Genomic DNA, 19,881 nt, shown 5'->3' on the forward strand with positions numbered 1-19,881 from the left:
CCTCCATGCGCCTGCTCGTCACCGGAGGAGCCGGATTCATTGGCTCCAACTTCGTCCACCTCACGGCTCGCGAGCGCCCTGAGGTCGAGATCACCGTGCTGGACGCGCTGACCTATGCCGGGGACGAGACCTCCCTTGCGCCGGTCGCTGACAGCGTCCGCCTCGTCCAGGGCGATATCACTGACGGCAAGCTCGTCGATCGTCTCGTCAGCACGTCCGACCTTGTCGTCCACTTCGCCGCCGAGTCGCACAACGACAACTCCCTAGCGAACCCGTGGCCCTTCGTCCAGACAAACCTCATCGGGACGTACACGCTCCTCGAAGCAGTGCGCAAGCACGGCGTGCGCTACCACCACATCTCTACCGACGAGGTCTACGGCGACCTTGAGCTCGACGACCCCGCAAAGTTCACAGACGCGACTCCCTACAACCCGTCGAGCCCGTACTCCGCGACTAAGGCGGGCTCGGACCTCCTCGTACGCGCATGGGCCCGATCCTTCGGCATCGCGGCAACCATCTCGAACTGCTCCAACAACTACGGGCCCTACCAACACGTCGAGAAGTTCATCCCGCGTCAGATCACCAACCTCATCGACGGGATCCGTCCGCGGCTGTATGGCGCTGGCGAGAACGTCAGGGACTGGATCCACGTCGAGGACCACAACACGGCTGTCTGGACGATCATCGACAAGGGGCGTCTCGGCGAGACGTACCTCATCGGTGCTGACGGCGAGAAGAACAACCTTGAGGTCGTACAGGCGCTGCTGGAGGTGTTCGGGCGTCCTGCAGACGACTTCGACCACGTGACCGACCGAGCGGGACACGACCTGCGGTACGCGATCGACTCGCAGAAGCTGCGCACAGAGCTCGGCTGGGAACCACGATTCACCGACTTCAAGGCGGGCCTCGTTGACACCGTCGACTGGTACAAGGCCAACGAGGCCTGGTGGCGGCCGGCGAAGGCCGCCACCGAAGCAAAGTACTCCACGGCTGGGCACTAATCCTCAGCGTGCCCGGGCCTCCGCGCCCGGGCACATCGGGGCGGTACCTAGCGTCTGACCTGGTAGATCTCTCGAGCGTGACCGAGCACGATCTCGGAGTGCCGCGCGGACCGCGCAGGCAGCGTGCCTGGTGCACCTGCCTCCCCCGCTGTGTCGCCCGCAGTCACGCTGGTCCACTGCGACCCCATACGGCGCACGCCGTCGTGCTTGGCGTCGTAGTAGTCACCGCGGACCGAGAGCGTCACCCCGGAAGCCCCCGCTGCGGCGGCAAGGAGGTGGGCGTGGTAGCGGCTTGAGATCCAGCGCTGATGCGCTGCAGCCGGGAATCCGTCATTCAGGATCTCCCACAGGGAGAAGAACTGCAGTTGCGGGAAGGCTGGCAGCAGCTCGTCGTAGATCCGCCTGTCGACGCGCGGTATGCACTCCACCACGCCGATCGGACGTTCAGCTGCCCCCCACGCCCGCAGCGTGCTAGCCACGGTCTGCGCGACAGCTTCGAAGGGCCCGTCGAGCAGGTCCTCCTGGACGCAGATCATGAACTCCGGTGCAGCCCCCGCGGTGCGGGAGTAGACGCTGCTCAGGCCGCGCAGAAATATGTCGTCCGGTGCGAGGCGGGCCTGGGGAGCGCCGTCGAACAGGTCCAGAGACTCCTCGTCCCGTATCGTCAGGACGTCGAAGTCCGCAGCGGCCTTGAGCCACAAGTCGGCGGCTCCGTCGGTCGCTGGGACCAGACCGAGGCCGGTCCCCGCGACCCGCGACCGGGTTCTGTGCGACATCCATCGCGCCGCGGCGATGAGCCCCGTGTGACGCGGCCACACCGTGTTGATGTAGCCACCTCCCAGGATGTGGAAGACGTCGACGTCGCGGAGAAGGTTGATTCCAGGCATCCACCGTGGAGCTTGCCCGGGGTCATCGAGGGCTGCTGTGACGAACGCGTCCACCTCGAACGGATTCTCGTCTGGCGCGTCTGCGCACAACCTGAAGAGCGTGTCGGTGAAGTGGAGATTCGGGTGCGCACCCTTGAGCAGGGTCGCCGCCGGACCGGGCGTGGGACAGTCCACCCAGACCTCAGCCTGCGGTTCGACCAAGGCGATCGTCTCGAGCCACCGGCGTGCAACAACTTCCCCGCCATAGTTGGGGTGTCCGGGGTCCGCCACGAGGTAGATCAACCGGGACGGGTCCGGATCGGGTCGCTGAAGAATATTGAACACGAGTCCCTCTCGATCGCGGACGACTCCGCTCAGTCCCCGCGCCGGCGTCAGTGCAGGTCGCCACATCATGGCGTAGACCTACGACTGCTAGCAACACTCGGCCGAGAGAGCGAGAGGACCGGCGACTGAGCAGACGCCCCCCCCACTCTCAGCGGCGCATGTGCTTCACGATCTCGTGGCTGTCGCCATCGGCCACCACCTTGCCCTTCTCGAGCAGGATGCCGCGCTGACAGAGATCGGCCACCATGTCGAGGTCGTGGCTGACGATCACCAAGGTGCGCCCCTCCGACGAAAGCTCTCGGATGCGCGCCAGGCACTTGCGCTGGAACGGCTCGTCCCCCACCGCGAGGATCTCGTCGATGAGGAACACCTCAGGGTCGGAGTGTACGGCGACGGCGAAAGCCAGCCGCAGGAACATCCCGGACGAGTAGAACTTCACCTCGGTGTCAATGAACTTCTCGATCTCGGAGAAGGCCACGATGTCGTCGAAGCGAGCCTCGATGAGCTCTTCACTCATCCCGAGGATCGCGCCGTTCATGTAGACGTTCTCCCGCCCGGTGAGGTCGGGGTGGAACCCCGCGCCGACCTCTATAAGGCCAGCCACCCGCCCCCGGGTGCGGATCGCTCCCCCGTCCGGGTGCATGACGCCGGCGATGAGCTTGAGCAGCGTGGACTTGCCCGAACCGTTGAAACCGAGGAGCGCGACCGTCTCCCCCTCGCGGACCTCGAAGCTCACCCCGTCCAGGGCGTTGAAGCTGTTGGACCGATCCTTGCCCTTCACTGCGGCGACCAGGAGCTCCTTCATGGAGCGTTGGTGGCGCAGGGTGAAGCTCTTGGTGACGTCGGCGATCTCGATGTTGACCGGTGCCGCGGCGTCCGGAGCCATAGGTGACATCTAGAGCTCCTGGGCGAATCGGCCCTCGAGCCGACGGAAGACCGTCTGCCCCAGGGCAAGGATGAGGAGTGCGACGACAAAACCACTCACGGTCGTCTGCACCATGTTCTCGGGCATCTCCAGGTGTGCGTCCGGACCGCCGACCGGCACCCAGAAGGCGTAGTGGAACAGCTGGACCGCGACGGTGATGGGGTTGAGCTCGTAGATGGTGATGAGCCATGGGTGCTGCGCGAGCGCGTCCTTGACCTTGGTGAACGGGTACAGCACCGGTGAGGCCCAGGTCGCCACCAGCAGGAGCAGGTCGACGAAGTTCTCCGCATCGCGGAAGAACACGTTGGCCGACCCGAACAGCATGCCCAGTCCGAGCCCGAGGATCGCCACCAACATGAAGCCGAGGACAGCGGCGACCAGGCCGAGAGCAGTTGGACGCCACCCCACCAACACGCAGGCGATCAGCAGCACCACGAGCTGGGGCAGGAAGTGGACGACGGCGACGTAGATCGCACTCACCGGGAAGAGCTCGCGCGGTAGATAGATCTTCTTGATCAGCTGCGCGTTCCAGATCAGCGTCCGTGTCGCGTTCCCGAAGGCCTCGGAGAAGAAGTTGATGACGACGATGCCCGAGAACAGGTAGACCGCGAAATACTCGACCCCGCGGTTGAGGTCGAGGAACACACCCATCGCGAAGTAGAACACGATGAACTGCGTCGCCGGCTTGACGTAGGACCAGGCCATGCCCAGGACAGAGCCCCGATACCGCACGCGGAGTTCTTTGCGCACGAGGAGCTTGAGGAGATACCGCTGGGAGAGGACGCCGACGAGGCCGCGTCCCCTCCCAGGGGTAGTCAGTTCGGTAGCAGCCACAGGTCAGCGCTCGCCACCAAACGTCTGCTTCCATGCGTCCTGCCCGACGAGGTCGTCGATGGCGTCCTTGTACTCCTTCGACAGCGTCGGCCACGCACGCAGCACCTGCTGGTGGACGTTGATCGACCGAGTCATCAGGGTCCGGAACCGCTGAGGATCGCGGTGGTACCAGGCCGCACCGGTGCCGTCCGAGGTGGACACGACGGCGGAGTCGAACTGAGACAGCACCCACCACTTCGCGTCGGCCGCTGGGACCTCGGCCTCGGGGTGGTGCGCGGCGAGCTCGCGGGTAGGACGCAGCTGCTTGACGGCGCCGATCGCCGCCATCTTGAGCATGCCCAGTCGGTTGGTCGGAGCCGTGACCCCTTCACCCTTACGAGAGATCTTCTCCCGGCGCGGTGCTGGGAAGGCTCCCGGGTCCGTCGCGACCTTCGAGTCGGGGTTGGCCGCCCGGACCGCGCGGATGTCACCCAGCCTGGTGCCGATCTGGGCGTGCAGGTGCTCCGGCCCGCTGAGCAGGTCCTCCAAGGCCATGAGCCGTAGCTCCGCGACGGAGTACTGCGAGGCGAGCAGATGCCGGACCTGGTGGATGAGCGACTCGCGCACCACTCGCCCGCCATACTCGTACTGGGAGTGGAGGAGGGCCGCCACGAAACGGTTGCGCTCGTGATAGTAAGCCTGCCAGTCGAGGGTGTCGTCCTTGTCCGTCCATGGGACGTGCCACACGGCGGCGCCGGGCAGCGTGACAGTCGGGACGCCGGCCTTGCGGGCCCGCAGGGAGTACTCCGCGTCGTCCCACTTGATGAACAGCGGTAGCGACAGACCGATTTCGCGGACGACGGACACCGGGATGAGCGTCATCCACCAGCCGTTGTAGTCCACGTCGACCCGGCGGTGCAGCTCGCGGGTGCTGCGAAGCGACTCGCGGTCCAGGTGGTGGCCTTCGGAGTCCTTGAGAACCGGCCCCCACCAGAAACGCCAGGGTTGGATCCGCTCGCCCATCGAGTGCAGGTACGGGCGGTCGAACATGGAGAACATCTGCCCACCGACGATGGTTCGGCGCCGGGCAAGGTCGGCGAAGGTCGCAGCGCGGACGATGCCCTCGGGCTCGGTGCGGACGTCGTCGTCGGAGATGAGGACGTAGTCGCTCTTGTCAGCGTCGAGCGTCTCGCTCATACCGCGGGAGAACCCGCCGGAGCCGCCGAGGTTGGCCTGGAGGATGACTCGCAGGCGACCGTCGAGGCCCTTCTCCGCCTCGACAAAGCCCTCAGCGTCGGTCGGGTGCTGCTTGCCCTGGTCGACCACGATGACCTCGTCGAGGATGTTCAGCAGTGCCTCGTCGGCGCCATGCTGACCGAGCAGCGCGACGACGTCGTCGGGGCGGTTGAGCGTGGTGACCGCGATGGTCAAGGTGCCCGGGGTTGCGCGGTCGGCGGGGACCTCAGCCTCCCAGTGGGCAGACTCGACTGTGGCTCCAGACTCCCCAGCGATGACGTCGAACCAGTACCAGCCGCCGTCGGCAAAGGTCGACAACGGGAGCGTGAAGCTGAGCTCCTGAGCGCCTCCGGTCTCGGTGGTGCTCACGGAGTCGACGCGGTAGACGTTGCCCTTGGCGTTGGACCGGTAGACGATCAGGTCCGCAGCACCGGTCAGCTCCACCCGCAAGGTCACCTGGTCGATGATCGTCCACCGGCGCCAGTAGCTCGCGGGGAAAGCGTTGAAGTATGTGCCGAAGGATGTCCGCTCCTGGGCGCGCACCGCGTAGGAGCGCCGGGACAACACCTGGGAGAGGTCCTGGCGGTCCGCGGGCGCGCCGTGGGCGCGCTCGCCCGCGAGCAGAGCCACTGGCTGCTGCTGCGCTCCCTCGACATAGAGCGGGAGGATGTCCTGGTCTGCCTCGAGGGGCAGGACCACACGCTGCAGAACGCGGGTCACGGTCTGGGCAGAGGTCTCAGGGCTCATGCGTCAACTCCGCCGCTCAGGAGGTTCTCACCCTTGGCGAAGTGCGGGGCGAGCTTGTTGTCGACCATCGACAGCGCTGAGCCGATGGCCATGTGCATGTCGAGGTACTTGTAGGTGCCCAGGCGGCCGCCGAACAGCACGTCCTTCTCCTGTGCGGCGAGGTCGCGGTAGGCGAGCAGGCGCTGGCGGTCCGCTGCGGTGTTGATCGGGTAGTACGGCTCGTCAGTCTTCTCCGCGAAGCGCGAGAACTCCCGCATGATGACCGTCTTGTCCGTGGGGTAGTCCCGCTCGGGGTGGAAGTGACGGAATTCGTGGATGCGGGTGTACGGCACGTCCGCGTCGGGGTAGTTCATCACCGAGGTGCCCTGGAAGTCGCCGATCGGCAGGACTTCTTCCTCGAAGTCGAGGGTGCGCCAGGACAGGTCACCCTCGGCGTAGTCGAAGTAGCGGTCGACCGGGCCGGTGTAGATGACGGGGACGTTGCCCACGACGTTGGCCTTGTTGACCGGCTGGCTGGTGTCGAAGAAGTCGGTGCCCAGGCGGACCTCGATGTTCTTGTGGTCGGCCATCCGCTCGATCCACCGGGTGTACCCGTCGGTGGGCAGGCCCTCGTACTTGTCGGAGAAGTACCGGTTGTCGTAGGTGTAGCGCACCGGCAGCCGGGAGATGATGCTGGCAGGCAGGTCCTTGGGGTCGGTCTGCCACTGCTTGGCCGTGTAGTCCCGGATGAACGCCTCGTACAAGGGCCGGCCGATGAGGGAGATGCCCTGCTCGTCGAGGTTCTCCGGAGTCTTGCCGCCCAGCTCGGCCGCCTGCTCGCGCAGCAGGTCGCGGGCGGCCTGCGGGCCCAGTGCCGAGCGGAAGAACTGGTTGACGGTGCCGAGGTTGATCGGCATCGGGAAGACCTCACCCTTGTGGGTGGTGTACACGCGGTGCACATAGTCGGTGAACGAGGTGAACTGGTTGACGTACTCCCAGACCCGCTCGTTGGACGTGTGGAACAGGTGCGCACCATAGCGGTGCACCTCGATCCCGGTCTCCGGCTCGTCCTCGGAGTAGGCGTTGCCACCGATGTGGCTGCGCCGGTCGATGACAAGAACCTTGCGGCCGTGCTGCTCCGCAATCCGCTCGGCGACGGTCAGACCAAAGAACCCTGACCCAACGATGACAAGATCCGCGTCCACGCACACTCCTCCAGTAGGAACTCCAGCCCCTTAGGGTAGCGGGTGACAACGCCTGCCAATGGGCACCGCCCCGACCCCGCAGCGATATCGGACGAGCAGCGAAATCCCTTCACCCTTCAGGCACGACGACGCCGCAGTTACCACACACCGAGCCTGCGGCACGCTAGCCTTCGGTCCATGATCCGATCCCCGATGGTTCGCGCCCACAACCTCGTCCGCAGGCTGAGGGCACTGCCAGGCGCGGTGATGGACATCCAGATGATGACGTCGGAACTCCGGGCAGCGCAGTCCGAGCTCGCCGACCGGGCCGACCGTGCCCAGGCTGTCCGCCATGACGCCCTCCTCGACGCTGCCAACTACGCCGTGCGGCGCCAACCGCTCACGCGTGCGCGCACTCGGGTCCTGTTTCTGGTACACCACATCGAGGCATGGGACAGCTTGGACGGCGTGGTCCGGGCGTTGCGCGAGGCTCCTGACTTCGAGGTGATCGTGGCGTCGATCCCCCGGCACTTCCGCGGGTCGGGCGGGTTCGTGGACGAGGACCTTGTCCACGAAGGTCTCGTCGAGCGGGGCATACCGCATCTGCGGATGAGACAGACGACCGACGCCGATCGTCTTGCCGTCGTCCGGGCGCTCTCCCCCGACGTCATCTTCCGCCAGTCCCAGTGGGACGCGGACGTACCGGCGGCGTATTCCACACGCAATCTCGCGTTCGCACGGCTGTGTTTCATCTCCTACGAGATGATCGGGTTCATCGAGAATCTTCCTATGGATGACGTCGACAACACGGCCATCGACAACAGGTACCACCGCGCCGCGTGGCGCGTGTTCTGCTCCAGCCCTCTAATCAAGGCAATTGCCACTCGCGAAGGTGCGCTCGGCGGTGGGCAATTCGTCGTCACCGGGCATCCCAAGGCCGATCGGCTCCGGTCGGCCGAGCCGCTGTGGCCGATTCGGCATGACGACGGCGCTGAGCCCCGGGCGCGAGTGGTCTGGTCCGCACACCACTCGCTTACTGACGAATGGATCTCGTTCGGCATGGCGCACCTCGTCGCCGAGGGCATGCTCGAGTGGGCCCGGTCGAGCCCGGACATCGACTTCGTCTTCATGCCCCACCCGGCACTGCGCCCTTTCATCAACGACCCGAGCTCGCCGGTCACCCCCGAACAAGCAGACGCCTTCGTCGAGGAATGGTGCGCGCTTCCCAACGCCACGATGTTCGCCAAAGGCGACTATGCGCCGGTTCTCGCGGCCTCCGATGCGCTGATCGTCGACGGCGTGAGCCTGCTCGTGGAGTACCAGTTCCAGGGGAAGCCGCTCATCTTCCTCGAACGTCCGGGCCACCGCAGCTTCAACGAAATCGGCGAGATCGTGATGACAGGCGTGCATCCCGCGCCCGACCTCGAGACTGCCCGTGAGATCGTCCAAGGGTTCCTTTCCGGGGAGCCCGACCCACTCGCCAGCCGGCAGCGCTCAAACATGAAGGAACTCTTCGGAGACGGTTCGGCAGCAGACCGAATTGTGGCCGAACTACGGGCAGCCGTCGCGCAGGATCGCACCTGTTGTCATGAAGGTCTGCCCTGACCAACACCCCCTGGAGCATCTGGTCTGCGCAGTTTATTGGGTAGTCTGACTCCATCATCCCTCTGGAGGACTCACCCCTATGCGATTGCTCGTCACCGGTGGAGCCGGGTTTATCGGCTCCAACTTTGTCCACCAGACAGTCCGCGACCGCCCCGACGTGACCATCACCGTCCTGGACGCACTCACCTACGCCGGTGACCGCACCTCCCTGGCCCCCCTCGCAGACCGCATCACCCTCGTGCACGGTGACGTCGCCGACGCCGAACTGGTCGATCGCCTCGTCAGCACCAGCGACCTCGTCGTCCACTTCGCCGCCGAGTCGCACAACGACAACTCCCTGACCAACCCGTGGCCCTTCCTCCACACCAACCTCATCGGGACGTACACCCTCCTCGAGGCCGTCCGCAAGCACGGCGTGCGCTACCACCACATCTCCACCGACGAGGTCTACGGCGACCTCGAGCTCGACGACCCCGCCAAGTTCACCGACCAGACCCCCTACAACCCTTCAAGCCCTTACTCGGCCACAAAGGCTGGCTCGGACCTGCTCGTCCGCGCCTGGGCCCGGTCCTTCGGTATCGCGGCGACCATCTCGAACTGCTCGAACAACTACGGCCCGTATCAGCACATCGAGAAGTTCATCCCCCGCCAGATCACCAACCTCATCGACGGCATCCGACCGCGCCTGTACGGCACCGGCCAGAATGTCCGCGACTGGATCCACGTCGAAGACCACAACACCGCCGTGTGGACCATCATCGACTCCGGGACCATCGGCGAGACGTACCTCATCGGCGCCGACGGCGAGAAGAGCAACCTCGAAGTCGTCCAGACGCTCCTCGACATCTTCGACCGCCCCGTCGACGACTTCGACCACGTCACAGACCGCACGGGCCACGACCTGCGCTACGCCATCGACTCCCACAAGCTCCGCACCGAACTCGGCTGGCAACCTCAGTTCACCGACTTCGAACAAGGCCTGCGTGACACCGTCACCTGGTACCGCAACAACGAAGCCTGGTGGCGCCCAGCCAAAGCCACCACCGAAGCCACATACGCCGCTGTCGGCCACTGAGGCATCGCGCGACGCACCGCACCACCAAGATTTTTCAGTGCTACGTAAGGAAAGCTAGTGATCTATCGTCCTGGGTCCAGGCGCGCAATGCTCGCCGCGTGGGACGTCATGTCCTGGGCCATCGCCACCGTCGTCGTGGTCGGCGCCCGCTATGACTTCCTCGTCAATGATGTGCAATGGACCTCGATCCTCGCTTACCTCGCAGTGTCAGTCGTCCTGCTCGTCGGCATCGGGTACGCGGCGAAGATGTACCGAGGTCGCTTCCTCGTGGGCTCGTTCGAAGAAGCCATCGGTCTGGGCGTGCTCACGCTGAGCGTGGCTATCCTGACTATCCCGTTCTTCTACTACTTCGAGGTCGAGGACGGCAACCTCCCGCGAGGGATCTCCGTTCTCGTCCCTGCTTTCGCACTTATCGGAAGCGCGGGAGGGCGCTGGTTCTACCGCACGTTGCGCATGCGAACGCGTGGCAACGGCACACACGACCCGGAAACCAAGACAGTACTCATCTATGGAGCTGGTGACGCCGGGTACCAGTTGCTGAAACTGGTACTGATGGATCGGAACTCTGAGTACCGGGTTGTCGGCTTCATCGACGACAACCCGGGCAAGCGCAATCTCAAGCTGATCGGCGTCCCCGTTGTCGGGACCCGCGCTGCCCTTCCGAGCGCGGCGGTCAAGCACGGCGCCAACTCCGTCATCCTGGCGATCCCCTCAGCCTCCGGAGAGTTTATCGGGGCGGTCCAGGACGACGTCGAGCGGGCGGGCATGGAGTTTCTCTCTCTCCCACCTGTCAACCAGATCATCGGCGGCAGGGTCAGCCTCGAGGACGTCCGCAAGGTCGACATCGCAGACGTCCTCGGACGGCACCAGGTCAAGACTGACCTGGGATCGATCGCCGACTACCTCACTGGGCGGCGTGTGCTGATCACCGGAGCAGGCGGCTCGATCGGCTCCGAGCTGGCTCGCCAGGTGCACAAGTTCGGACCTTCAGAGTTGATCTTGCTCGACCGCGACGAGTCAGGGCTGCATTCTGTCCAACTGTCTGTGTATGGGAAGGGTTTGCTCGACACGCCAGACATGGTCCTCGCCGACATCCGCGACGTCGCTGCTCTTCGGCCGATCTTCGAACAACACATGCCCGAGATCGTCTTTCATGCAGCGGCTCTCAAGCACCTTCCAATGCTTGAGCAATATCCCGACGAGGGCTGGAAGACCAACGTCCTCGGCACGCTCAACATGCTCGAGCTCTCCCGAGAGTTCGAGGTCCGGCACTTCGTCAACATCTCGACGGACAAGGCCGCCGACCCGACTAGCGTCCTGGGTCGCACGAAGCGTCTAGCGGAGCAGCTCACCGCCTGGGCGGCAGGACATGTCGAGGGCAACTACATGAGCGTGCGGTTCGGCAACGTTCTCGGTTCTCGCGGATCGATGCTGCACACCTTCAACTCGCAGATCGAGGGCGGTGGGCCGATCACGGTCACTCATCCAGATATCACGCGATTCTTCATGACGATCCCCGAAGCCTGCGAACTCGTCATCCAGGCCGGAGCGATCGGCGGACCTGGCGAGGTGCTCGTCCTTGACATGGGCGCGCCGATCAAGATCCTCGACGTCGCCCAACGGATGGTCGCCCAGTCCGGCAAGCCCATCGAGATCATCTTTACAGGCTTGCGCCCTGGCGAGAAGATGCACGAAGACCTCTTCGGGGGGGACGAACAGGGCGCCCCCACCTCTCACCCGCTCATCTCGCAAGTCGCGGTTCCACCGTTGGCCCCTGACGCGGTTCTCAGTGCAACCCGAAAGGAGGCCGCCCTGTGAGTGGTCGGATCTACCTCTCATCCCCCGACATCACCCAGGCAGAGGAGGACGCGCTCGTCGGGGCGATCCGCTCCGGCTGGATCGCCCCCCTGGGGCCCGAGGTCGATGCATTCGAACACGAGATCGCGGCCTTCACAGGACGCGAGCATGCAGTGGCGCTTGCCTCCGGGACAGCTGCCCTGCACCTGGCCCTGCTGCATCTAGGCGCCCGGCCGGGAACCGTAGTCATCACGGCGTCAATGACATTTGCGGCAACGGCGAACGCCGTCGTCTACACGGGCGCCACACCGGTCTTTGTCGATTGCGACCCCAACGGAAATATGAACCCCGATCTCCTCGAGACGGCGCTCAAAGACCAGGTGGCCCAAGGGCGAACAGTCGTCGCCGTCCTGCCCGTCGACTTGCTGGGCAAGGTGGCCGACTACGAACGCATCGGAACCGTCGCTGACCGATACGGTGTGCCGGTTCTTGCCGACGCAGCGGAGTCGCTGGGAGCTGTCAGCAATGGTCGTCCCGCAGGCAAGGACGGCGTCGCCGCCGCGATCTCCTTCAACGGCAACAAGATCATGACGACCTCAGGCGGCGGCATGCTGGTGACCGATGATGCCGATCTCGCCCAGCGCGCCAGGTACCTCGCGACCCAGGCTCGCCAACCGGTAGTTCACTATGAGCACGTCGACATCGGCTACAACTATCGTCTGTCCAACCTGCTCGCTGGGCTCGGGCGCGCCCAGCTCAAGCGACTACCTTCGATGATCGACCGCCGCCGCAGCTGGCGGCTCGCCTACCGTGAACTTTTCGCCGGGATCGACGGCGCAGATGTCTTCGGCGGCGGCGATGGCTCGTCCGGGACCACGACAGACCATGACAACTTCTGGCTGACCTCCGTCGTCGTCGACGAGAGCCTCGCAGGATGGACGGCTGCGGAGCTGCAGCAGCACCTCGCAGCCCTGGACATCGAGGCTCGACCTCTGTGGAAGCCAATGCATCTGCAGCCTGTGTTCGCAGAGGCGGAGAGCTACGTCGACGGCACGAGCGAAGCCCTGTTCCGCTCTGGAATCTCCCTGCCGAGCGGGTCGGCCTTGAGCGACGAGCAGTTCTCGATGGTGACCGCCACTATCGCAGACTTCGCCCTGGAGCGCGTACGATGAGCCGCCGTAGCTACGACTCGGTCAAGCGCGCCCTCGACGCGACGACAGCCGGTCTCGGACTCGTCCTCTCCTCACCCATCCAGGCAGTCGTCGCAGGGGCCGTCGCTAAGAGCCTCGGGACGCCGGTGCTGTTCCGCCAGGAGCGACCTGGCTTGGACGGCAAGATCTTCACCCTCGTCAAGTTCCGGACGATGCGAGACTCTGACCCCGCCCACCACATAGTCACAGATGAGGACCGGTTGACCCGGCTCGGCCGTGTCTTGCGCTCCACCAGCCTGGACGAGCTACCGACACTGTGGAACGTGCTCAAGGGTGACATGAGCTTGGTCGGACCACGACCGCTGCTCCCGGCTTACCTCCCGCTCTACTCCGCCCAGCAGGCTCGCCGGCACGAGGTGCGACCAGGGATCACTGGGCTGGCTCAGGTGTCCGGCCGAAACCTCGTATCGTGGGACGACCGTTTCGACCTCGACGTCGACTACGTCGAGAGACGCTCGTTACGACTGGACCTCAAGATCCTGTGGGCGACTGTCCGCACTGTCATCGTGCGTGAGGGTATCTCCGCAGACGGCGAGGCGACCATGCGGCCCTTCACTGGAAGCGCCCGCCTCGCCGACGAGTCCGCGTGATTCCGCTCGTCGTAGTCGGCGCCGGCGGCTTCGGCCGCGAGGTTCTCGACATTGTCGAAGCCGCCGGAGCTGCCTCCGAGGTCAGGCTTGTCGGCGTGATCGACGACAACCCCAGCGCCGCAAACCTCGACCTCCTGGATCGGCGCGACGTGCCATACCTGGGCTCGGTCCAGGGATGGCTCACCTCAGCCGACACGAGCTCCTTCGTAGTCGGTGTGGCCAATCCCGCCCACCGTCGCTTGATCGACGAGCGAATGACAGCAGCCGGTCACACCTCAGCCACGCTGGTCCACCCAGCGGCCTCGCTGGGCTCCGAAGTGTCGGTCGGCCCCGGTGCGATCATCTGCGCAGGGGCGCGGCTTACGACCAACATCGACCTCGGCAGGCACGTCCACGTGCACGTCAACTCGACCATCGGGCATGACACCTCTCTCGGCGACTACGTATCGACCTACCCGCTCAGCGCAGTCTCGGGCAGTTGCAGGCTCGCTACCGGCGCAACAATCGGCGCCCATGCAACAGTGCTGCAGGGCCTGACCATCGGAGCCGATGCTTTCGTCGGCGCAGGTGCCGTGGTCGTGGCAGATGTACCTCCGCACTCCATCGTCAAGGGCGTCCCCGCCCGTTGACCCCTCAATCTTCAGGAGAACTACCATGCACGTGCTGATCACCGGCGGCGCCGGGTTCATCGGATCTAACCTCGCACGATTCCTCCTTGCCAAGGAGGACATCACAGCCGTTCGGGTCATCGATGACCTCAGTACAGGCGACATCAGGAACCTCGATGGCCTCGCAGTGGAGTTCATCGAAGCAAGCATCCTCGACTATCCCTCCCTGCTGACAGCGGTTGCTGGAGTCGACTCGATCATCCACCTGGCTGCCATCCCGAGCGTGCCACGCTCTGTAGCGAACCCTCGTGCCTCCCACGAAGCCAACACCACGGGCACGCTTAACGTGCTAGAGGCCGCCCGCGAGGCCGGTGTCGACCACGTCGCCGTCGCCTCCTCCAGCTCGGTCTACGGGAGCAATCCGAAGCTCCCCAAGAGTGAATTCGACTGGACCCGACCGATGAGCCCGTACGCCGTCAGCAAGCAGGCCACCGAGGGATACGCTCTCGCCTACCAGTTCTCCTATGGCCTGAAGACTCTGGCGTTCCGCTTCTTCAACGTCTATGGGCCTGGCCAGTCCGCCGGGCACGCCTACGCCGCTGTGCTTCCGAAGTTCCTCGATGCAGCACTCAACGGAAGGCCGCTCGAGATCCAGGGCGATGGAACCCAGTCCCGCGACTTCACCTACATCGACACGCTTTGCGCGGTCATCTATGACGCAATCAAACGAAAGGTGCACAGCCCCGACCCGGTCAATCTTGCCTACGGAACCAACACCTCCCTTCTCGAGCTCATCGCCCTGCTCGAGGAGCAGCTCGGCCAGTGCCTAGACAAGCAGTTCACCGAGCCTCGTGTCGGAGATGTCAAAGCCTCCCAGGCGGACAATTCCCGTGTCCACGAACTCTTCCCATCGATCGAGCCTGTCTCTCTCGATGAGGGGGCAGCCGCGACGATCACCTGGTTCCAATCCCAACTCGGGCAGTAACGATGCGCAGGAACGGACGCACAATTCTCCTGGCAGTCACCTCGGATGTGTCACTGTCCCTCATGACCGGGTTTCCCGCCTATCTGGTGAGCCAGGGCTGGGACGTCCACGTGGTAAGCGCACCGGGGCCGAAGCTGCAAGCCCTTGCCGAGCAGGGCGGAGTCTCCGTCCACGCCCTCGAGATGCGTCGTGACCCGGCCCCCCTGGACGATCTGCGGTCGCTCATCAGCTGGTTCAGGTTGCTCCGCAAGGTCCGTCCCGACGTCATGAGCGTCGGCACGCCGAAGGCGGGCTTGCTCGGCAGCATCGCCGGATTGCTCACACGGGTTCCGGCTCGGGTCTATCTTTTGCGGGGACTGCGGTACGAGACAACTGCTGGCCTCAAACGTTCATTTCTACTCGGCCTTGAGAAATTATCGGCCGCCTGCTCGCACAAGGTTGTAGCCGTGAGCGAATCCCTGCGGAAGACCGCAGTTGCCGATGGTGTGAGCCCTCCGCACAAGATGGTCGTGATCGGCTCAGGGAGCTCCAACGGCGTAGATATGGAGCGATTCGCAATGACAACCGAGGAGCGGACGCAAGCCCAGAACGACCGATGGCCGAACGACGTTCGCCCTGTCGTAGGCTTTATAGGCCGGATCCATCCGGACAAGGGGCTCGATCTACTGGCGGACGCAGCAGAGATCCTTGCTACGGATCGCGTGGCCGGGCGACTTCTCGTCGTCGGTGAATCGGATGCAGCCGAGGGAGAGGCTCTCAAGGAGCGGCTTAGGTCGTCTCCCTGGGAAGTCGAGCTCGTGGGATCCACGCAAGACATCGTGCCGTTTCTCAGGCTCATGGACGTGTTGTGTCTGCCCACCCTCCGCGAGGGCTTTCCCAACGTCGTGCTCGAGGCGGCCGCTGCGGGGATCCCTACTGTCGCTACCGCGGCGACCGGGGTAGTCGATGCCGTCGTCGACGGCACCACGGGCCTAATCTGCGCAGATCGTGACCCACGGCTTCTGGCCGGGCACCTGGCCTGGCTGCTCGGTGACCCGGGCAGACGGACCACCCTCGGAGAGAACGCGTTGTCGCTGACAGGAACGGAATTCTCGCAGCTCCTCGTCTGGCAGGGGGCCGAGGGGTTCTATGCCCGCGTTACCGCCGCAAACCAAGCAGTTCCTCGTAGAGGGCAAGATAGGCTTCCGCCGAAGACGAGATCCTGAACCGTTGGGCATCGCTGGCTGCTGCTGCTGCCAGTCGGTCGTAGAGCGCGTGGTCGCTGTCGAGGAGCTGGATCTGCTTGACGACCGATACCTCATCTTCGGGGTCGTAGAGGAGCCCTGTGCGACCGTGCAGGACGGACTCGGAGAACCCCGGGATCGCTGGGCCGATCACCGGGCGCCCGAGGGCGAGCGCCTCAGCCGCGACGAGCGAGAACCCCTCGAAACGCGACGTCGCGATGAGCGCGTCGTGAGCGAGGATCTGTGCCTTGACGTCAGAACGTCGGCCGAGGAGCGTCACGCGGTCCTCGACTCCGAGTTCCATCACCTGCGCCTCGAGGGCGGGCCGAAGGACCCCGTCGCCGACGATCGTCAGTTGGACACCTGGTACCGCCGCGACCGCTGCCACGGCGTCGGCAAAGTTCTTGCGATCGTCGAGGGTACCGACCGCGATCAGCCGCACGCTACGACCTGCCGTTCTATACGCTGGCTCCGCATCAACGAAGAATGTGTCGTCGATACCATTCGGGATCATTTCGACTGACGAGTTGACGGCTAACTCGGCAAAGTACTGCTCCAGACTACGTCGCACCCCGTCGCTGATCGCAACGACAGAGTCATACCGTCGATAGGCGATGCGATCGAGACAACGGAACACCTTCCTCGTCCGACGGCGGTTCCACGTGCTGTGCTCCGTGTACACAGAGACCGTCCCCGGTCGACTCAGGCCACCCAAGTAAAGCGCCGGAAAGAGGTGGGCGTGGACGACGTCAGCGGCCGCTAGGGCAGACCGCAGACTAACGATCACGCTCGGGTCCCGTGCGGACCGCCCGAGAGTCCGGACGACCAGCCCTCTCCCGTCCGCCGTATCTGCGGGCACTCCGCCCTCGGGTCCGATAGTCACGATACTCACGTCGTGCCCGCGCTCGCGCATGGCGGACACGAGGTTGACGACCAGGTTCTCAGCGCCACCAGTGGCGAGAGAGTTGATCAGGTGGACGATTCGCACTTTGTTCCCGTCGAGGAGTGGACTGAGATTGCGCCGCCGCGAGGTCGCGACACGGAATTCATCACAGCATGACGATGTTCGCGCCCTTGAGGCGGTTCTGGGTGTCCAGGACAGGAACTGGCGCCGTCTCGAGCAGTTCGTAGGGCAGGCCTGAGTGCGCGGTGATGAGAACGGCCAGATCGATGGACTCGACAGTCTCATCAGACAAACTCACCTTCGTGACGCCCTGAGGCCATCGGTGCGTCTCGATGAGATCGTCGACGGCGATAAGCTCGGCACCGAGACCGAACAGCAGATCGATGAGCTTGAGCGAGGGGGACTCGCGTATATCTCCTGTATTCGCCTTGTAAGCCAGTCCGACGAGAAGGATTCTGCTTCCCCGCACCGACTTAAGCTGATCGTTGAGCAGGGTGATCAGCCGACTGACGACGTACTCCGGCATGTGGTCGTTAACGTCATTCGCGAGTTCGACAAACCGGAAATTCTGCCCCAGTTGCTTGCGAACCTGCCACGAGAGGTAACTAGGGTCCACGGGCAGGCAGTGACCGCCAACCCCCGGCCCAGGGGTGAAGCGCATATAGCCAAAGGGCTTCGTCGACGCCGCATCGATCGACTCCCAGATGTCGATGCCCAGTTGGTGCGCGAATATCGCCAGTTCGTTTACCAGAGCGATGTTAACGTGCCGGAAGGTGTTTTCGAGCAGCTTGGTCAGCTCAGCTTCTTTTGGTGTCTTCACTGGGACCGTGCGGTTGACGAGGGTGTCATAGAATCCCTGGACCTTGGCAAGACACTCCGCGCTCAGCCCAGAGACGACCTTTGGGGTCGTGACGAAGCCATACTTAGCATTTCCTGGGTCGATTCGCTCGGGAGAATAGCCGACGTGGAAATCACGCCCTGCGACCAGCACGCCTCCCGCGGACAGCAATGGTGCAAATAGCTCCTCAGTCGTCCCGGGATACGTCGTCGACTCAAGGATCACGGTCGATCCTGCGGACACATGCGGGGCGAGGGCACGCGCTGAGGCCTCGATGAACGACAGATCAGGAAGTGATTCTTTGAGCGGCGTAGGAACAGTGACGACCGCTATGTCAAAGCCGGCCGCCTCCTGGTAGTCGGCTGTTGGAAGGTAGCGTCCCGAGTCGAGCGCGGTCTGCAACTCCTTGGAGGAGATGTCCCCGACATAGGAGTCCCCCGCGGCCAGCTGAGCGACGCGGCGCTGGTCTGCATCAAGTCCGACCACCCTGTAGCCCTTCTCCACCGCACGCATGGCAACGGGAAGACCCACGTACCCCTGACCGACGACTACAACAGTTCCGTGGTGCTGCCCGCTCACGTTGACTCCTCAAGATTGTCGTGACGATCGTGTGGACCGTCGCGCCAACGATACAGGTTCAGACCTTCGACTCGAAGCCTTCCGAGGACCATTTCCACGTCTCAGGTGAGGGAACGGTCCAAGTCACCGCGCTCGGCTCGTGCATGCACTCTCATCGTGAACACCATCCACATCACCGCGACGACTGTGGTGAAGACCGTGGTCCCGATCAGGGCGCCAGCCAGCCCTCCAACGAGCGCTCCGGTCAATGGAAGAATAATTCCCAGACCTGTGGCAGCGATACGCCCGGCCAACAAGGTGCGCTGGTCGAAGTGCGCCCTGCCGATCAGGTAGTAGACCCCATTGAGGAATGTCGCGGCCACGAACACAGCCACCAGGGGCCAGAATTCGGCTAGAGACCGCAGGGTTCCGAGCTCCAACGAACTCCGCTGAAGCAGACACAAGACGCCTCCCCCGGCAGCCCCGATTGCTACAGCCGCAAGACAAGCTAGCCCCGCCACCTTTGAACGCGCGAACCAATGAATACTTCTGGTTGAGAACAATGGTCGCATTGGGAACAGGACCAGTTTGACTGGTCCAGAGAAGTTCGAGAGCGCGCGGTACGTGCCGAATCCCGAGATCGACAAGGTCGGTATGAGGGCGTACGGGACCCCAATGCCAGACGCATCCAAGATGATCGAGTCCGTGAGCAGTGTGCGGATCTCGCGACCGTGCTTCGCCCTCCAGACCGACAGGACTGTCACCCGGATTGAGGTCGGCCACTTCGAGGCGAGGCCTGCGACGAGCGAGCTCACCGCCCAAGCCCAGACCACGGCATTGAGCCGGGCGCTGTCAGGAGCCCAAGAAAGGACCCATACCCAGGCGCCCGCAAGGACGACGACAGATCCGAGATCACCGTATATAACATAGCGATTCTGCCCCTGCTGGACCGCGTAGTACCGGGCCCCTGTGCGGTAGACGGCACAGAGGAGCGCGATCGCTGCGGGCACCCCAACAGCACGGAGACTGTCAACCATCAGGCAGATGCTCCCCGCAAGGACGCTAGCAGCCAGAGATAACCAGAAAAGGACGGAGCCGTAGTCGTCCCAGTCTGAGTGGGGCTTCTTCCGCTGCCATGCTTCGCAGACTATCGACAGGAGAAATGAGGTGCCGAAGCCGAACATCAGGTAGACGGCCGAGAACCGACCGAAGTCGGCCGGCATCAGAGCGACAAGTGCCAGAACTTGCAGCAAGAGAACGGAGATCGAGTTGACCATCGTCATAAGACCGAGGCTCATCACTCGTCTGAGGCGGCCAGCGCCCATAGATTCACAATCCTTTTTGTCGTGCACGCGGTTCCGCAGCCTGACCTTGGCTAGCATGGGCCGATC

The 19,881-nt window shown here is 64.1% G+C and carries 17 protein-coding genes; 9 read left to right on the top strand and 8 right to left on the bottom strand.

The window, feature by feature from the left end; translation table 11 throughout:
• The first annotated feature begins 5 nt into the window (after window positions 1-5).
• On the top strand, window positions 6-1,001 hold the full coding sequence (gene rfbB / locus SS2_RS13805) for a dTDP-glucose 4,6-dehydratase (RefSeq protein ID WP_066465110.1): 996 nt from the start codon (window positions 6-8) through the stop codon (window positions 999-1,001).
• Between the two features lie 47 nt (window positions 1,002-1,048).
• Here the strand turns inward: rfbB (SS2_RS13805) and SS2_RS13810 are convergent, their stop codons facing one another.
• The 5 genes from SS2_RS13810 to glf all read right to left on the bottom strand — a co-directional run bounded on the left by SS2_RS13810 (window position 1,049) and on the right by glf (window position 7,117).
• Window positions 1,049-2,281, bottom strand: a complete 1,233-nt coding sequence (locus SS2_RS13810) for a polysaccharide pyruvyl transferase family protein (protein ID WP_500799068.1) — start codon at window positions 2,279-2,281, stop codon at window positions 1,049-1,051.
• A 79-nt stretch (window positions 2,282-2,360) separates the two neighbouring features.
• Window positions 2,361-3,107: an ABC transporter ATP-binding protein gene (locus tag SS2_RS13815; RefSeq protein ID WP_245643585.1), complete on the bottom strand. Its 747-nt coding sequence runs from the start codon at window positions 3,105-3,107 to the stop codon at window positions 2,361-2,363.
• Window positions 3,108-3,971 (bottom strand): ABC transporter permease, encoded by an 864-nt coding sequence (locus SS2_RS13820; RefSeq protein WP_066465114.1) that lies wholly within the window; start codon window positions 3,969-3,971, stop codon window positions 3,108-3,110.
• A gap of 3 nt (window positions 3,972-3,974) precedes the next feature.
• Window positions 3,975-5,933: a glycosyltransferase gene (locus SS2_RS13825; protein WP_066465115.1), complete on the bottom strand. Its 1,959-nt coding sequence runs from the start codon at window positions 5,931-5,933 to the stop codon at window positions 3,975-3,977.
• On the bottom strand, window positions 5,930-7,117 hold the full coding sequence (gene glf, locus SS2_RS13830; protein WP_066465116.1) for a UDP-galactopyranose mutase: 1,188 nt from the start codon (window positions 7,115-7,117) through the stop codon (window positions 5,930-5,932). The genes SS2_RS13825 and glf overlap by 4 nt, the downstream gene beginning before the upstream one ends.
• A gap of 177 nt (window positions 7,118-7,294) precedes the next feature.
• Here glf and SS2_RS13835 point away from each other — a divergent pair, with 177 nt between their 5' ends.
• The 8 genes from SS2_RS13835 (at window position 7,295) to SS2_RS17080 (ending at window position 16,172) form a co-directional block, all read left to right on the top strand.
• Window positions 7,295-8,701, top strand: coding sequence for a CDP-glycerol glycerophosphotransferase family protein (locus SS2_RS13835; RefSeq protein WP_157607351.1), 1,407 nt, complete (start codon window positions 7,295-7,297; stop codon window positions 8,699-8,701).
• Window positions 8,702-8,780: 79 nt separating this feature from the next.
• Entirely contained in the window at window positions 8,781-9,776 is a 996-nt protein-coding gene (gene rfbB / locus SS2_RS13840) for a dTDP-glucose 4,6-dehydratase (protein WP_066465120.1), read from the top strand.
• A gap of 87 nt (window positions 9,777-9,863) precedes the next feature.
• Window positions 9,864-11,594 carry a nucleoside-diphosphate sugar epimerase/dehydratase gene (locus SS2_RS13845; protein ID WP_083942254.1) on the top strand — a complete coding sequence of 577 codons (1,731 nt, stop codon included), beginning with the start codon at window positions 9,864-9,866 and terminating at the stop codon, window positions 11,592-11,594.
• Window positions 11,591-12,745 carry a DegT/DnrJ/EryC1/StrS family aminotransferase gene (locus SS2_RS13850; protein ID WP_066465122.1) on the top strand — a complete coding sequence of 385 codons (1,155 nt, stop codon included), beginning with the start codon at window positions 11,591-11,593 and terminating at the stop codon, window positions 12,743-12,745. Before SS2_RS13845 ends, SS2_RS13850 begins: the two co-directional genes overlap by 4 nt.
• The gene (locus SS2_RS13855) at window positions 12,742-13,374 is read left to right on the top strand and encodes a sugar transferase (protein WP_066465125.1); all 633 of its coding nucleotides are present in this window, start codon (window positions 12,742-12,744) and stop codon (window positions 13,372-13,374) included. Before SS2_RS13850 ends, SS2_RS13855 begins: the two co-directional genes overlap by 4 nt.
• Window positions 13,371-14,003: an acetyltransferase gene (locus tag SS2_RS13860; RefSeq protein ID WP_066465127.1), complete on the top strand. Its 633-nt coding sequence runs from the start codon at window positions 13,371-13,373 to the stop codon at window positions 14,001-14,003. Before SS2_RS13855 ends, SS2_RS13860 begins: the two co-directional genes overlap by 4 nt.
• Before the next feature lie 25 nt (window positions 14,004-14,028).
• Complete coding sequence (locus tag SS2_RS13865) at window positions 14,029-14,967, top strand: NAD-dependent epimerase/dehydratase family protein (protein WP_066465129.1); 939 nt, start codon at window positions 14,029-14,031, stop codon at window positions 14,965-14,967.
• A gap of 62 nt (window positions 14,968-15,029) precedes the next feature.
• On the top strand, window positions 15,030-16,172 hold the full coding sequence (locus tag SS2_RS17080) for a glycosyltransferase family 4 protein (protein ID WP_169796311.1): 1,143 nt from the start codon (window positions 15,030-15,032) through the stop codon (window positions 16,170-16,172).
• Here the strand turns inward: SS2_RS17080 and SS2_RS13870 are convergent.
• The 3 genes from SS2_RS13870 to SS2_RS13880 all read right to left on the bottom strand — a co-directional run bounded on the left by SS2_RS13870 (window position 16,105) and on the right by SS2_RS13880 (window position 19,872).
• Window positions 16,105-17,178, bottom strand: a complete 1,074-nt coding sequence (locus SS2_RS13870) for a glycosyltransferase (protein WP_066465130.1) — start codon at window positions 17,176-17,178, stop codon at window positions 16,105-16,107. The genes SS2_RS17080 and SS2_RS13870 overlap by 68 nt on opposite strands.
• Before the next feature lie 61 nt (window positions 17,179-17,239).
• On the bottom strand, window positions 17,240-18,511 hold the full coding sequence (locus tag SS2_RS13875) for a nucleotide sugar dehydrogenase (protein WP_245643586.1): 1,272 nt from the start codon (window positions 18,509-18,511) through the stop codon (window positions 17,240-17,242).
• A gap of 101 nt (window positions 18,512-18,612) precedes the next feature.
• Window positions 18,613-19,872, bottom strand: a complete 1,260-nt coding sequence (locus tag SS2_RS13880; protein ID WP_157607352.1) for a hypothetical protein — start codon at window positions 19,870-19,872, stop codon at window positions 18,613-18,615.
• Window positions 19,873-19,881 lie beyond the last annotated feature (9 nt).

The sequence above is a fragment of the Sanguibacter suarezii NBRC 16159 genome (assembly GCF_001552735.1).
In the GTDB taxonomy this organism is placed as follows: Bacteria; Actinomycetota; Actinomycetes; order Actinomycetales; family Cellulomonadaceae; genus Sanguibacter; species Sanguibacter suarezii.

Coding starts and splice junctions, on each gene's coding strand:
- rfbB (WP_066465110.1), top strand. CDS start 6: ATGCGCCTGCTCGTCACCGGAGGAGCCGGATTCATTGGCTCCAACTTC.
- SS2_RS13835 (WP_157607351.1), top strand. CDS start 7,295: ATGATCCGATCCCCGATGGTTCGCGCCCACAACCTCGTCCGCAGGCTG.
- SS2_RS13845 (WP_083942254.1), top strand. CDS start 9,864: ATGCTCGCCGCGTGGGACGTCATGTCCTGGGCCATCGCCACCGTCGTC.
- SS2_RS13865 (WP_066465129.1), top strand. CDS start 14,029: ATGCACGTGCTGATCACCGGCGGCGCCGGGTTCATCGGATCTAACCTC.
- SS2_RS13810 (WP_500799068.1), bottom strand. CDS start 2,281: ATGATGTGGCGACCTGCACTGACGCCGGCGCGGGGACTGAGCGGAGTC.
- SS2_RS13825 (WP_066465115.1), bottom strand. CDS start 5,933: ATGAGCCCTGAGACCTCTGCCCAGACCGTGACCCGCGTTCTGCAGCGT.
- SS2_RS13880 (WP_157607352.1), bottom strand. CDS start 19,872: ATGCTAGCCAAGGTCAGGCTGCGGAACCGCGTGCACGACAAAAAGGAT.
- SS2_RS17080 (WP_169796311.1), top strand. CDS start 15,030: ATGACCGGGTTTCCCGCCTATCTGGTGAGCCAGGGCTGGGACGTCCAC.
- SS2_RS13815 (WP_245643585.1), bottom strand. CDS start 3,107: ATGTCACCTATGGCTCCGGACGCCGCGGCACCGGTCAACATCGAGATC.
- SS2_RS13855 (WP_066465125.1), top strand. CDS start 12,742: ATGAGCCGCCGTAGCTACGACTCGGTCAAGCGCGCCCTCGACGCGACG.
- rfbB (WP_066465120.1), top strand. CDS start 8,781: ATGCGATTGCTCGTCACCGGTGGAGCCGGGTTTATCGGCTCCAACTTT.